At 65.5% G+C, this 13,569-nt stretch carries 9 protein-coding genes; 5 read left to right on the forward strand and 4 right to left on the reverse strand.

What is annotated here, in order from left to right; genetic code table 11:
* Positions 1–15 precede the first annotated feature (15 nt).
* The 4 genes from AC1DEK_RS18150 to AC1DEK_RS18165 all read right to left on the reverse strand — a co-directional run bounded on the left by AC1DEK_RS18150 (position 16) and on the right by AC1DEK_RS18165 (position 9,472).
* A complete protein-coding gene (locus AC1DEK_RS18150) occupies positions 16–1,494 on the reverse strand; it encodes an efflux transporter outer membrane subunit (protein WP_478126658.1) in 1,479 nt (492 codons plus the stop codon).
* Positions 1,491–4,754: an efflux RND transporter permease subunit gene (locus AC1DEK_RS18155; RefSeq protein WP_478126659.1), complete on the reverse strand. Its 3,264-nt coding sequence runs from the start codon at positions 4,752–4,754 to the stop codon at positions 1,491–1,493. Before AC1DEK_RS18155 ends, AC1DEK_RS18150 begins: the two co-directional genes overlap by 4 nt.
* A 274-nt stretch (positions 4,755–5,028) precedes the next feature.
* On the reverse strand, positions 5,029–8,181 hold the full coding sequence (locus AC1DEK_RS18160) for an efflux RND transporter permease subunit (protein WP_478126758.1): 3,153 nt from the start codon (positions 8,179–8,181) through the stop codon (positions 5,029–5,031).
* A 13-nt stretch (positions 8,182–8,194) separates the two neighbouring features.
* Positions 8,195–9,472 (reverse strand): efflux RND transporter periplasmic adaptor subunit, encoded by a 1,278-nt coding sequence (locus AC1DEK_RS18165; RefSeq protein ID WP_478126660.1) that lies wholly within the window; start codon positions 9,470–9,472, stop codon positions 8,195–8,197.
* A 256-nt stretch (positions 9,473–9,728) separates the two neighbouring features.
* On the opposite strand from AC1DEK_RS18165, the gene AC1DEK_RS18170 reads away from it, so the two are divergent.
* Genes AC1DEK_RS18170 through AC1DEK_RS18190 form a run of 5 tightly spaced genes read left to right on the forward strand, consistent with a single transcriptional unit; the run spans position 9,729 to position 13,486 of the window.
* Complete coding sequence (locus tag AC1DEK_RS18170) at positions 9,729–10,244, forward strand: DUF6622 family protein (RefSeq protein WP_478126661.1); 516 nt, start codon at positions 9,729–9,731, stop codon at positions 10,242–10,244.
* 47 nt (positions 10,245–10,291) lie between these two features.
* A complete protein-coding gene (locus AC1DEK_RS18175) occupies positions 10,292–10,573 on the forward strand; it encodes a 2TM domain-containing protein (RefSeq protein WP_478126662.1) in 282 nt (93 codons plus the stop codon).
* Positions 10,570–11,604, forward strand: coding sequence for an alpha/beta hydrolase family protein (locus tag AC1DEK_RS18180; protein ID WP_478126663.1), 1,035 nt, complete (start codon positions 10,570–10,572; stop codon positions 11,602–11,604). The genes AC1DEK_RS18175 and AC1DEK_RS18180 overlap by 4 nt, the downstream gene beginning before the upstream one ends.
* The gene (locus tag AC1DEK_RS18185) at positions 11,601–12,650 is read left to right on the forward strand and encodes a sensor histidine kinase (protein ID WP_478126664.1); all 1,050 of its coding nucleotides are present in this window, start codon (positions 11,601–11,603) and stop codon (positions 12,648–12,650) included. Before AC1DEK_RS18180 ends, AC1DEK_RS18185 begins: the two co-directional genes overlap by 4 nt.
* Positions 12,647–13,486 (forward strand): LytR/AlgR family response regulator transcription factor, encoded by an 840-nt coding sequence (locus AC1DEK_RS18190; protein ID WP_478126665.1) that lies wholly within the window; start codon positions 12,647–12,649, stop codon positions 13,484–13,486. The genes AC1DEK_RS18185 and AC1DEK_RS18190 overlap by 4 nt, the downstream gene beginning before the upstream one ends.
* Positions 13,487–13,569: the final 83 nt, after the last annotated feature.

Raw genomic sequence — 13,569 nt, forward strand, 5'->3', positions numbered from 1 at the left:
ACCCTTGCAGCCAACTCAGGAGCCCGACTTGGCGACCGGCTGCGCGGTGCCCTGCGCCATCCATTCGGCCTGCCAACCGCCGCCCAGCGACTGGATCAACGCCACTGCGGCGATCTGACGGTTCGACTCCACTTGGAGCAACGTTCGCCGCGCATTGAGCGCGGAAACCTGGGCGACCACGACACTGGTGTAGTCGATCGTCCCTGCGCGGTAGCGGTTGAGGAACTGCTGTTCGGTGCGATCGGCGGCGACGGACGATACCCGGCGATTCACTTCCTGCTGCGCGAGGCTGCTGCCCGACGTGAGCTGGTCTTCGACGTCCTGGAACGCGGCCAGCACCGTCTGCCGATAGCGTGCCACTGCCGAATCGTGACCCGCCTTGGCTGCATCGACGCTCGCGCCGATCGCACCCGCATCGAACACCACCTGCGCCACCGACAGGCCCAGCGACCACAGCGTGTTCGAAGCATTGAACAGATCGCCGACCTTGCTCGCCGCGCTGTTGACTCCGCCGTTGAGGGTGAAGTTCGGGTAGTAGGCAGCCCGCGCAATGCCGATCTGGGCATTGGCGGCAGCCACTGCGCGCTCGGACGCAGCGATGTCCGGCCGACGCTGCAGCAGCGTCGTCGGCACGCCCGCTGGAACGCCTGGGATGACCGGCTTCCATTCGGCCACGGGCAGCGAGAAGTCCGCCGGCGCTACGCCCACCAGCACGGCGATGGCATGCTCCAGCGTGTCGCGGGTGCTCTGCAGTTGCTGGCGCTCCGCCTGAGTGGACGCGTAGAGCGTCTCCGCCTGCAAGACGTCGCTCTGCGCGGCGATGCTGGCCGCATAGCGGTTGCGCGTGATCTCGAGGCTGCGCTTGTAGCTTTCGATCGTGACGTCGAGGATATGGATTCCGGCGTCGGCTTCGCGCAACGAGAAGTAGTTGGTCGCCACTGCGCCGACAGCCGACAGCCTCGCCAGCGCGAGATCGGCTTCGCTCGCCTGCGCATTCGCCTGCGCGCTGTTGACCGCCTCGCGCAGGCGGCCCCAGACGTCGGGCGCCCAATCCGCGTTCAACGATGCGGTGGTGCTCGTCACCGGCGACTTGTTGCGAGCGCCACTGCGATCCGCGCCCGCACCTGCCGAAATGCTGGGGAACAGCGCCGCGCGCTCTCCCCGAACCAACGCCTGCGCTTGCGCGTAGTTGGCAACCGACGTCGCGATGTTCTGGTTGGACACTTGCACGCGTGCGGCGAGGTCGTCGAGAACAGGGTCCTGAAAAAGCTTCCACCATTCGCCACGATCCAGCGCATCGGCGGGTGCTGCGGGAAGCCAGCCCTCGGCGGCAGGCGCGGACTTCCAGGCAGCCGGCGCCGCTGTCGTTGGTTGCACATACGCAGGGCCTACCGCGCAGCCGGCCAGGGCCGCAGCTATCGCCACTGCCAGGCAGGTGCGCACAACGGCGCGGTGCTGAGAACGACGAAAGAAAAGTCGGTTCGATACGGTCATGATGTCGGGGACGCGTCGGCGGCGCGGCTCAGGAATTTTTCGTTGGCCGGACGGCGGCGCAGCTTGTCCAGCAGCACGTAGACCACCGGCGTGGTCAGCAAAGTCAGCAGTTGGCTCGCGATCAGTCCGCCGATGATCGCGACGCCCAGCGGCTGCCGCAACTCCGCACCCAGCCCGAAGCCGATGGCGAGCGGCAACGCACCGAGCGCCGCAGCCAGCGTCGTCATCAGAATGGGGCGGAAACGCAGCAGGCAGGCCTCGCGCACGGCCTCGACCGCGGTGAGGCCGCGCGAGCGCTCGGCCTCCAATGCGAAATCGATGATCAGGATGGCGTTTTTCTTGACGATGCCGATCAGCAAGAAGACCCCGATCAGCGCAATGATCGAGAACTCCATGCGGAACAGCAGCAGCGCCAGCACCGCCCCCACCCCTGCGGACGGAAGCGTGGTCAGCACGGTGATGGGGTGAATCAGGCTTTCATACAGCACGCCGAGCACGATGTAGATCACCACCAGCGCGGCGACGATGAGAAACCATTGCTGCGCCTGCGATTGCTGCGCCGCCAGCGCAGTGCCTTGAAAGCTCCCGCGCACGTTGACCGGCATCGCGATGTCCGCCTCGGCCTGCGCAACGATGCGCTTCGCATCGCTCAGGCTGGCGCCATCGGCCAGGTTGAACGACACCGTGCTGGCAAGCTCGGTGTCCTGGTGATCGATCGACGTCGGCACGGCGCGCTCGCTGAATTTCGCGAAGGCGGACAGCGGCACCATCAGCGTCGTGTCGGTCGCCACCTGCTGGCCGGTCGAGGCAGTGCGCGACGAAGGGTTGGCCGACGTGAGGGTCGACGTGCCTGTGGTCGCATCCCTGTTTTCATCGAGCGAACTGACAATCGACGCCCCGTTCGCCGCCGTGGTGGTCGCCAGCGTCGATGGCACGTAGAGGTCCTTCAGCACGATCGGCGAGCGCTGGAATCGCGGTGCCCACTCCATGATCACCGAGTACTGATTGAGCTCGTCGTAGATGGTTGCCACCGAGCGCTGGCCGTAGGCGTTGTAGAGCGCGTTGTCCACCGCGCTCGACGTCACGCCCAGCCGAGCGGCGGCTTCGCGATCCACGTCGACGAAGGTTTCGACGCCGTTGTCCGCATCGTCGCTGTCGACGTCCGTCAGCAAGGTCTCCTGCCGCAAGCGGTCGGCCAGCTTGGTCGACCACGCCCGCAGATCGGCAAGGTTGTCGCTCTTGAGCGTGTATTGGTAGGTGGAATTGCTCGACCGGCCGCCCATGCGCAGATCCTGAACCGGACTGAGGAACACCCGCAGTCCCGTCAGCTGGTTGAGCTGCGGCCGCAGGCGATCGATGACTGCCTGGGTGCGCTCCGTGCGTTCGGACACTGGCTTCAGGTTGACGAACATGAACCCGCCACCCGCGCGGCTGCCGCCCGCAAAGCCGACGACGCTGTCGACCGCCGGGTCCTTGTTGATGATGTCCACCGCCTGCCGCAGCTTCTCGTTGATGGCCTCCGACGAGATGCTCTGGTCGGCCCGCAAGCCCGCATTGAGCTGCCCGTTGTCCTGCTGCGGAAAGTAGCCCTTCGGAATTGCGCCGAAGAGATAGACATTCAGCCCGATCACCGCCAACAGCACCAGGATCACGATCCCCTTGCTCGCGAGCGCCCAGTCAAGGCTGTGCGCATAGGTGCGCAGCGTGCTGTCCCACATGCGCTCCGAGACCCGGATGAACCACGCGCGCACCTTGCCCGGCGGCTTGCCGGCTTCTTCGGATTCGCTGCGCAGCAACAACGCGCACAGCATCGGCGTGGTGGTCAGCGAAATGACCAGCGAAATCAGCACCGACACCGACAGCGTCACCGCGAACTCGCGGAACAGCCGCCCGACCTGCCCGCCCATGAAGAGCAGCGGAATGAACACCGCCACGAGAGAAATGCTGATCGACAAGACCGTGAAGCCCACCTCGCGCGCCCCGCGCAGTGCCGCTTCGACACGATTCATGCCCTTCTCGACATGCCGCATCGTGTTTTCGAGCACCACGATCGCGTCGTCCACCACGAAGCCCGTCGCAACCGTGAGCGCCATCAGGCTCAGATTGTTCAGGCTATAGCCCAGCAGATGCATCACCCCAAAGGTGCCGAGCAGCGAAACCACCGTCGCCACCGCCGGAATGATCGTGGCGCGTGCCTTTCGCAAGAACAGCCCGACCACCAGCACCACAAGCACGATCGAAATCATCAACGTGCCCTCGATCTCGCGCAGCGACGCGCGGATCGAGTTCGTGCGATCAGAGGCGACCTGGATGTCGATGTCCTGCGGCAACTGCGCGCGCAACTCCGGCAGCAGCTTTCGCACGCCGTCCACCGTCTCGATGATGTTCGCACCCGGCGCCTGCGTCACCAGCACGATCACCGCCGGCGCGCCATTGAACAGACCCAGCGTGCGCGTGTTCTCGACCCCATCGATCACACGCGCCACATCGCCCAGGCGCACCGCCGCGTTGTTGCGCCAGGCGATCACCAGATCCTTGTAGTCCGCCGCGCGCCTTCCGGGCGAAGGCGTGTAAATCTGCAGCTTGCGATCGCCGCTTTCGATCGCGCCCTTCGGCCGATTCGCGTTGTTGGCCTGGATCGCCGCGCGCACGTCCTCCGTACTGATGCCCAGCCTGTTCAGCGAGAAAGGCTCCAGTTCCACCCGCACCGCCGGCAGCGAGCCGCCACCGATCTCCACCTCGCCCACGCCTTCGACCTGCGACAGGCGCTGACTGACGATGTTCGAAACCTCTTCGTAGATCTGCCCCGGCGTACGCGTCTTCGACGTCAGCGCAAGAATCATCACCGGCGCTGCCGTCGGATTGCGTTTTCGATAAGTCGGATTGCTCCGCAGCGTCGCCGGCAAATCGACACGGGCCGCATTGATGGCCGCCTGCACCTCGCGCGCCGCACTGTCGATATTGCGGCTCAGATCGAACTGCAACGTCACCCGAGCCGACCCGTTGGAACTCGTCGAAGTCAGCTCGTTGACCCCCGGAATAATCCCCAACCTGCGCTCCAGCGGCGTCGCCACACTTGAAGCCATCGTGCTGGGACTGGCCCCGGCCAGCTGAGCCTGCACCGAAATCGTCGGAAAGTCGACTTGCGGAAGCGGTGAAACAGGCAGCACCAGAAACGCGACGATCCCCGCCAGTGCCACCCCAATGGTCAGCAGCACCGTAGCGATCGGCCGCTCGACGAATGGCTTGGAGAGATTCAAAGCACGCCCCCCGAAAGCCCGTCGAAGCACCAGCCGCCTTCGCAAAACAACGCAGCCCGGTATGCGGTGCGGGCTGCACAACCCCTCTGCACCGCCGAAGCGCGGAGCGTCAGGCGGATCAGGGCCGCGTGTGTTTGAGCGCAGCGAGTTTCACGCGGACCCCGCCTGACGTGAGCACTGCAGGGAAGCCCGAAGGGCCGGCGCAGCGGGGTTGTGCAGCCCGCACCGCATACCGGGCGGACCCACCAAACCAGCGGACCGCAAACCAAGACAGTCACACCTCAGCCCCCCGCCCAAACCGCCGCCCCAACCGATCAAACCCAAGATAAATCACAGGCGTAGTGAACAGCGTCAACACCTGGCTCACCACCAGCCCACCAAATATCGCCAGCCCCAAGGGCCGCCGCAGCTCAGCCCCCTCGCCCCATCCGAACATCAGAGGCACAGCCGCAAACAGCGCAGCCAACGTAGTCATCAAGATAGGCCGAAAGCGCAGCAGCGCGGCCTGGTGAATCGCCTCCTCAGGCGACTTGCCCTGATGGCGCTCCGCATCGATCGCGAAGTCGATCATCATGATCGCGTTCTTCTTCACGATCCCGATCAGCAGGATGATCCCGATGATCCCGATCACCCCCAGGTCGTTGCCCGTCACCATCAGCGCCAGCAACGCACCCACACCCGCCGAAGGCAGCGTCGACAAAATCGTCAGTGGATGGATGTAGCTCTCATACAGCACCCCCAGCACGATGTACACGCACACCACCGCCGCAAGAATCAGCCACAACTGATTGGTGAGCGACTTCTCATAGGCTCCAGCCGCGCCGAGGAAAGTCATCGTCACGCTCGGCGGCAGGCCGATCTCCTTGGCCGCCGTGCGGATCGCCGCCACCGATTTTCCGAGCGCCAGGTTTGGCGCCGTATCGAAGCCCACCGTCGCGCCCGGATACTGCGCCACCCGCGTCACCTGCAGTGGCGCGTACTGCTCGCGCACCGTCGCCAATGAAGACAGCGGCGTCGGCGCGCCCGTGCCCGTGCGCAATTGCAGGTTCCCCAGCAGCTCCGGCGAAGACAAGGCATCGCGCTGCGCTTCGAGGATCACCCGGTATTGATTCGTCTCCGTGAAAATCGTCGATACGATCCGCTGCCCGAAGGCACTGTAGAGCGCGTCGTCCACCGAGCTTGCCGTCACCGACAGCCGCGATGCGGTATTGCGGTCGATGTCCACATAAGCGGCCAGCCCCTGCGCCCCTGCATCCGTCGTCGGATTGCGCACCTCCGGCACAGTGCGCAGACGCTCGACCAGCTTGCGCGCCCAGTCGTTCACCGTCGCCGTGTCCACGCCTTCGAGCGACAGGCGGAACTCCGTCGGCCCCGTCTCCGCATCGATCGTCAAGTCTTGCGTCGGCTGCAGATACAGACTCACGCCCGCCACGCTTTCATTGACGCGGTCGCGCAGACGCTGCATCACAGTGCTCTGCGAATCGTGGCCCTTGCGCAAGTTGACCAGCATGCTTCCGGCGTTGAGCGCCGTGTTGTTGGCAGCATCCACACCCACCACAGAACTCAGGCTTTGGACGTCAGGGTCCGCCAGGATCGCATTCGCCGCCGATTGCTGCAGCTCGGCCATTCGCACATACGACACCTCCTGCGCCGCCCGGATGCGCGCCTGGAGCTGACCCGTATCCTGCGTCGGAAAGAGCCCCTTCGGAATGACGACGTAAAGCAGCACTGTCAGCGCCAGCGTCAGCGCCGCGACCAGGAGCGTCAGCGGCTGATGCCGGAACACCCACTGCAGCCATTGGTCGTAGCGTGCGATCACCCGGTCGAAGAATCGCTGCACGCTCACGCCGAAACGGCCACCCTCTTCCGATTCGGGCTTCAACCAGCGCGCCGACATCATTGGCACCAGCGTCAACGAGACCACCGCCGAAATCAGGATCGTGATTGCCAGCGTCACCGCGAACTCGCGGAAAAGCCGCCCCACCACATCGCCCATGAAGAGCAGCGGAATCAGCACCGCGATGAGCGAAACCGTCAGCGAAATGATCGTGAACCCGATCTGCGTCGCGCCTTTGAGTGCTGCCTGGAACGGCGGTTCGCCCTTCTCCAGATAGCGGGCGATGTTCTCGATCATGACGATCGCGTCGTCCACCACGAAGCCTGTCGCAATGGTCAGCGCCATCAGGCTCAGGTTGTTGAGGCTGTAGCCGAGCAGATACATCAGCCCGAAAGTGCCGATCAACGAGATCGGTACCGCGATGCTCGCGATCACCGTCGCGCGCAGGCTGTGCAGGAAGAAGAAGATCACCAGCACGACCAGCACCACCGCCAGCGCGAGTTCGAGTTGCACATGGCTCACCGACGCGCGAATGCCCGTCGTGCGATCGCTCAGTACCTCCACCTTGATCGAGCCGGGCAGCGATGCCTCGAGCTCAGGCAACTGCCGCTTGATCGCGTCGACCGTGCCGATCACATTGGCACCCGGCTGCCGCTGGACGTTCAGGATGATCGCCGGATAGAGCTTGGGTTGCGCCTCCTGGGCCTCCTGGGTCTCTTGCGCCCCTGGCGTCGTACCAGTCGGCTTCGCATCCGAACGCAGCGCCGCCCAGGCGCCGAGCTGCGTGTTCTCGGCGCCGTCGACCACGCGCGCGACATCGCTCATGCGCACAGGCGCGCCGTTCTTCCACGCGATGATCAGGTTTTTGTAGTCGGCGGCGGTTGCAAGCTGGTCGTTTGCGTTGATGGTGTAGGCGCGCTTCGGCCCGTCGAAGCTGCCTTTGGCGCTGTTCGAATTGGCCGCCGCGATGGCCGTGCGCAACGTATCGAGACCGATGCCTACCGATGCCAACGCATCGGTGTTCGCCTGGATACGCACGGCTGGCCGCTGGCCGCCCGAGAGCGACACCAGCCCCACCCCGCTGACCTGGCTGATCTTCTGCGCAAGGCGCGTGTTCACGAGGTTCTGCACCTCGGTCAGCGGCATCGTCTCCGAACTCACCGCCAGCGTGAGAATGGGCGCGTCCGCCGGATTCACCTTGGCATACACCGGTGGCGCCGGGAGGTCTGCCGGCAGCAGCGAGCCACCAGCGTTGATCGCGGCCTGCACCTGCTGTTCGGCGACATCGAGCGTCTGGTCGAGCGCGAATTGCAGCGTGATGATCGACACGCCCGTCGCGCTGGTCGAACTCATGCGGTCGAGTCCGGCCATCTGCCCGAACTGGCGCTCGAGCGGCGCCGTCACCGTGCGGCTCATGACCTCCGGACTGGCGCCCGGATAGAGCGTCTGGACCTGGATCGTCGGGTAGTCGACTTGGGGCAACGCGGCAAGCGGCAGGAAGCGAAAACCCACCAGCCCCGCGAGGACGATCGCCACCATGAGCAGCGCGGTCGCGACCGGCCGCTCGATGAAAGCGCGCGACGGACTCATCATCTCGGTCCCCTCACTGCGGCGGCGGACGCTGGCGACGGCCCTGGCCCTGGCCTTCGCCGCGCGGGCCCTTCTGACCCGGAGGCTTTGCCGCGGCGGGCTTGTCGCCCTGCAATTGCACGCGCGCGCCGTCCTTCAGGCGATCGCCACCTTCGGTCACGACGATGTCGCCTTCCTTGACGCCATCGACGATCGACACCAGGTCGACGGTCGCGTCGCCCCGCTTCACAGCGCGCATCGACACCGTGCGGTCGTCGTTCACGATATAGACGAAGGTGCCGTTGGGGCCGGTGCGCACGGCAGTCACGGGCACGACGATGGCGCTCACGGTGCGCAGCGTCATCTGCACATTGACGAACTGGTTGGGAAAGAGCGGTGTTCCGGCATTCGCAAAACGCGCCTTGGCCCTGACCGTGCCTGTGCTGGTGTCGACCACGTTGTCGAGCGTCGAGAAAAAGCCGGTGTCGAGTGTCGAACTGCGAACGCGGTCCAGCGCCTTCACGGGCAGCTTCTCTCCCTTGGAGAGTTGCGCCTGAATGTCGGGAATGCGGTCCTGCGGCACGGCGAACTGCACATCGATCGGGTTCATCTGCGTGATCATCGCGATGCCCGTGGTCGCGTTGGCGGTCACGGTATTGCCGGGATCCACAGTGCGCAGTCCGATGCGTCCGGCAACCGGCGCGACGATTCGCGTGTATTCGAGGTTGAGCTTGGCAGCGGCCTCGGCCGCGCGGTCGGTAATCACGGCCCCTTCGAGTTGCTTGACCAGCGCGGCCTGCGTGTCGACGTCCTGCCGCGCGATCGAATCCTGCGTGAGCAGCGTCCGGTAGCGCGACAGCGTGACGCGCGCCGCTTCCAGTTGCGCCTCGTCGCGCACCCGCGTGCCCTGGGCCTGCGCCAGCGCCTGCTCGTAAGGGCGCGGATCGATGCGCGCCAGAAGTTGCTCCTTGGCAACCATCTGTCCTTCGGTGTAGTGAACCTCGGTCAGCACACCGCCGACCTGCGGCCGGAGAGTGATCGTCGCCAGCGGCGTCACCGTGCCGAGCGCGTCGATGAGGATCGGCAGGTCGGCGCGCCGTGCCACCGCGTGGCCGACGGTCGAAGCAGCACCGAAAGCGCCGGCACCGCCTGTGGGCGCGGGCGGGCGCTTGATGAGATAGACGGCGCCGCCGATCAGCGCGAGCGTCACCAGAACGGCCAACAGGCTGCCAAGCCAGCGCCGCTTGCGGGAGGGAGCGCGATGGTTGGGCTGGGGGGCGGGAACGGGCTCGGCGGCGGAGGGTGACGACATCGGTGCTTTTGGGCAGGTATGCAGAAATGCAGGTTGCCTGTAGTTGATCGCCGAATCGTAGCGCTCCACCGCGACGAACCGTAAAGGGACGGTAAAGCACAGGTTGACGTCTGCGTCTGGCGCCGCCCGATCGCAATTGGCGCCGCCAGCTTGCGTTTCGTCGCACAGCGATGGCGAGTCCGTGAATCGATCGGCACAGTCCGCCCATCGACATTCATCCCTGACCCCTCATCCCCCATCCTTACGGAGAAACACGATGCTGACCCAGATCCTGATCCACACGCCCAAGTGGGTGTTCGTCTCCTTTGCTCTCCTGCTTTGGTTCGGCGCCAAGCAGTTGCTCGCAAGCAGCGTGAGCCTGACCCGCGTCACCATCGTGCCCGCCGTGATGATCTGCCTGTCGCTCTTCGGCGTCGCTTCGGCTTTCGGTGAATCCTTGATGGCTCTGCCGGCCTGGGCCGCAGCGGCGCTTGCCGTGCTAGCCCTTGTGGTGCAGCGGCCCGTGCCGGCGAGCACGCGCTATGACGCCGCGGCGCGCCGCTTTCATCTCGCAGGCACGGCCGTGCCGCTGATGCTCATGATGGGCATCTTCTTCACCAAATACGTCGTGGGTGTACTGCTCGCCATGCATCCGGAACTCGGACACCAAGCCACTTTCGAGATCGGCATCAGCGCGCTCTATGGCGCTTTCACGGGCATATTTGCCGGCCGGGCGATCCGCCTCTGGCGCCTGGCAATCCATGCCGACCGCACTGCAACCATCGCCATCTGACATTCCATTTACCCATAAATCCACCCATACATCCGGAGATATTCGCCATGGACTCAAATGACATCGAACGACTGGCCCGCCGACGCGCCAAGGCCAAGATCGGCTGGTTCATCCATCTCGCCGCTTATCTGGCGGTCAACTTGATGCTCGTCGTGCTCTCGTTCGCAAGCGGCCATCGCTGGGCGATTTTTCCGCTCCTGGGCTGGGGGGTGGGTCTGGCCTTGCACGGCGCAGCGGTGTGGCTCTTTGCGCCGGGAAGCAACATGCTCGAGCGCATGGTCGAACGCGAACGCGCCAGGCTGTCCGGTGCCAAGGGAGACCGGTGGTGAGCGCCCGGTACCTCCGCGCCCTGGCGCTCGTCGCGGTCTGCGCGCTCGCTTCGGCTGCGCAAGCAGCCACGGGACTGGCAGTGCTCGCGGCGCCCGCAGGTTCGGGGCCGATCACGGTGTTCTATCCGACCGATGCGCCTCCTAAGACGGTGCATCGCGGCCCCTTCACGCTGAGCGCCGCCGTCGACGCCGCTCCTGTCGCGGGCAACGGCCATTTGATCGTGGTGTCGCACGGCTCGGGCGGCTCCGCCTGGCCGCAGGCCGATCTGGCGATCACGCTGGTGAACGCAGGCTTCACCGTCGCCATGCCGGAACATGCTGGCGACAATTTTCACGACATGAGCGACGTCGGCCCCAGGACCTGGCGCCGCCGTCCCAAAGAGGTGTCGCAAACCATCGACGCGATGGCCGGGGATGCCCGATTCGCGCCGCTGCTCGACTTTCAGCATGTCGGCATCTACGGCATGTCGGCAGGCGGCCTCACCGCGCTGACCCTGGCAGGTGCGCGCTGGTCGCCGGCCTTGCTGAACGCGCATTGCCAGGCGCATCTGGCGGAAGACTTTCCATCCTGCGTGGGCTTGGCGACGTCCCTCACCGGCGGCGTGCTCGACCCGTTGCGCCTCGCGGTTTCCCGCCGCGTGATCGATTTCAAGCTGGGCAGCCAGACCACCCTCGAAGGCTGGACCGATCCGCGCATCACCGCCGCCGTGGCCGCGGTGCCCATGGCCGCGGCCATCGACATGGCTTCTCTCGCGACGCCGGGAATTCCGCTCGGTCTGGTGCGAGGCGGCAAGGATGCGTGGCTGGCGCCCCAATGGCACATCGACGCGGTGCGTGCCGCGTGCAAGCGGTGCGTGCTGGTCGCGGACATGCCGGGCGGCGGCCACGGCTCGACACTGTCGCCCCAGGTGCCCGATCTGCCCCCGCGCCTGGCTGCCTTGCTGGATGACCCGCCGGGCTTCGACCGAGCAACGCTGCCGGGCGTCTACGCGGCGATCACGCAATTCTTCGTCCAGAATCTGCAGCGATGAACATCCGATGGAGCGACGCCGCCCGCCACGGCCTTCAAGTGGCGGCGTTTTGCTGCGCAGTCGCTGTATTGACAACGCTGATCTGGCCGCGCAAGACCTATCTGGTGCAGCTGGGATATTCGCTGACGATCGGCTTCGTGTCGTGGATCGTGATCGAGTTCGGCCGCTATTTCGTCGACGAGCGCAACTGCCACCACAGCAGCAGCGGCGGACATGGGTGGCCCAAAGGCTGGCGCGGCGTGGTGTTGACCGCTGTCGGCATCGCCTGCGGATTCCTGTTTGGCGACCGGTTGGCGGATTTCTTCCTCGGTGACGGCGGCGTCGGCACGCCGCGCGACAGCTCGATCAGCCTCGCCATCACCATCTTCGCAGGCGCCATTGCCAGCTTCTTCTTTCATGCCCGCGGACAAACCGCGGCGCTGGCCGCCCAGATCAGCGCAGCGGAACGCGATGCGACGGAGGCCAAGCTGAAGCTGCTCGAAACGCAGCTTGAGCCGCACATGCTCTTCAACACGCTCGCCAATCTGCGCGCGCTCATCACCACCGATCCGCCACGCGCCGTGGCCATGCTCGACCATCTCAACAGCTACCTGCGCGTCACGCTCACCGGCTCACGGGCGCTCTCGCATCCGCTGTCCGCCGAATTCGACCGGCTCGGCGACTACCTCGAACTGATGTCCGTGCGCATGGGCGAGCGCCTGCGCTACAGGCTCGATCTGCCCGCCGACCTCCGCGATGTGCCCGTGCCGCCGCTGATGCTTCAGCCCCTGATTGAAAACAGCATCCGCCACGGCCTGGAGCCCCAGGTGGAAGGCGGCGAAATCACCGTGCGGGCCAAGCGCGAAGGCGCGCAGCTCGTCATCGAGGTGACCGATTCTGGTGTCGGCATCGACGGCGATAGCGCTTCTGATGGAACCGGCGGCTTCGGGCTGGCCCAGGTGCGCGAGCGGCTCCATACGGTGTATGGCCCTAAAAGCACGATGATCCTGACCCCTCTCGACACCGGCGGCACGCGCGCCGTCATCAGCTTTCCCTCGCCGACATGAAGACGACTGCCCTGATTGCCGAAGATGAACCGTTGCTGGCACAGGCCCTGCGGGCCGAGCTGGCCGCCGCATGGCCCGAGCTCGAAATCATCGCTGTCGTGGGCGACGGGCGCAGCGCGGTGCGCGAGGCTCTGGCGAAGTTGCCGCAAGTGCTTTTTCTCGACATCCGCATGCCGGGAATGGACGGCCTCGGTGTCGCCGCCGAACTGGCCGATACATGGCCCGGCGACGAGGCGCCGATTCCGCAGCTGGTCTTCGTCACGGCCTACGACGAATACGCTGCGCGCGCATTCGATGCGCAAGCCATCGACTACGTGCTCAAGCCCGTGCAGCCCGACCGCCTGCGGCGCACCGTGGAACGACTGCGGAAGACCCTGCAATCCACCCCATCGCCCGCCGCGGCGCCGGCCGATGCGCTCGCCAGCACGTTGGCGCAGTGGCACAAGGTTCTGGCCGCAGCCAGCGAAGGCATCCTGCCCTCAGGCGCGACAGCCGGAGCACCGCTCAAGCTAATTCCGGCCAGCGAAGCGGGCTCGTCGGGCAACAGCGTGCGCATGGTGCCCATCGACGAAGTGCAATATTTCGAGGCTGCCGACAAATACGTGCGGGTGCTGACCGTCCGGAATGAATACCTGATCCGCACGCCGCTCAAGCAATTGCTGCCTCAACTCGATTCCAACGTCTTCTGGCAGGTACACCGGGCCGTGGTGGTGCGCAGCGACGCGATCGAATCGGTTTGCCGCGACGACGCCGGCAGGCAGCACCTCACCTTGCGGGGCCGCCCGGAAAGGATCCCGGTCAGCCGGCTCTACGCTCACCTCTTCCGCGCGATGTAGCCGTCCATGAAAAAACCGACCCCCTGTGACAGAGGCCGGCTTTTCATGTGACAGCAGGCAAATTGCTGACGGCTAACGCTCAT

The sequence above is a fragment of the Variovorax sp. 10N420 genome, from assembly GCF_056394705.1.

Excerpts from the sequence above, each read along its gene's own strand:
- AC1DEK_RS18165 (WP_478126660.1), bottom strand. The coding sequence starts at position 9,472 with ATGTCGTCACCCTCCGCCGCCGAGCCCGTTCCCGCCCCCCAGCCCAAC.
- AC1DEK_RS18150 (WP_478126658.1), bottom strand. The coding sequence starts at position 1,494 with ATGACCGTATCGAACCGACTTTTCTTTCGTCGTTCTCAGCACCGCGCC.
- AC1DEK_RS18160 (WP_478126758.1), bottom strand. The coding sequence starts at position 8,181 with ATGAGTCCGTCGCGCGCTTTCATCGAGCGGCCGGTCGCGACCGCGCTG.
- AC1DEK_RS18185 (WP_478126664.1), top strand. The coding sequence starts at position 11,601 with ATGAACATCCGATGGAGCGACGCCGCCCGCCACGGCCTTCAAGTGGCG.
- AC1DEK_RS18190 (WP_478126665.1), top strand. The coding sequence starts at position 12,647 with ATGAAGACGACTGCCCTGATTGCCGAAGATGAACCGTTGCTGGCACAG.
- AC1DEK_RS18175 (WP_478126662.1), top strand. The coding sequence starts at position 10,292 with ATGGACTCAAATGACATCGAACGACTGGCCCGCCGACGCGCCAAGGCC.
- AC1DEK_RS18170 (WP_478126661.1), top strand. The coding sequence starts at position 9,729 with ATGCTGACCCAGATCCTGATCCACACGCCCAAGTGGGTGTTCGTCTCC.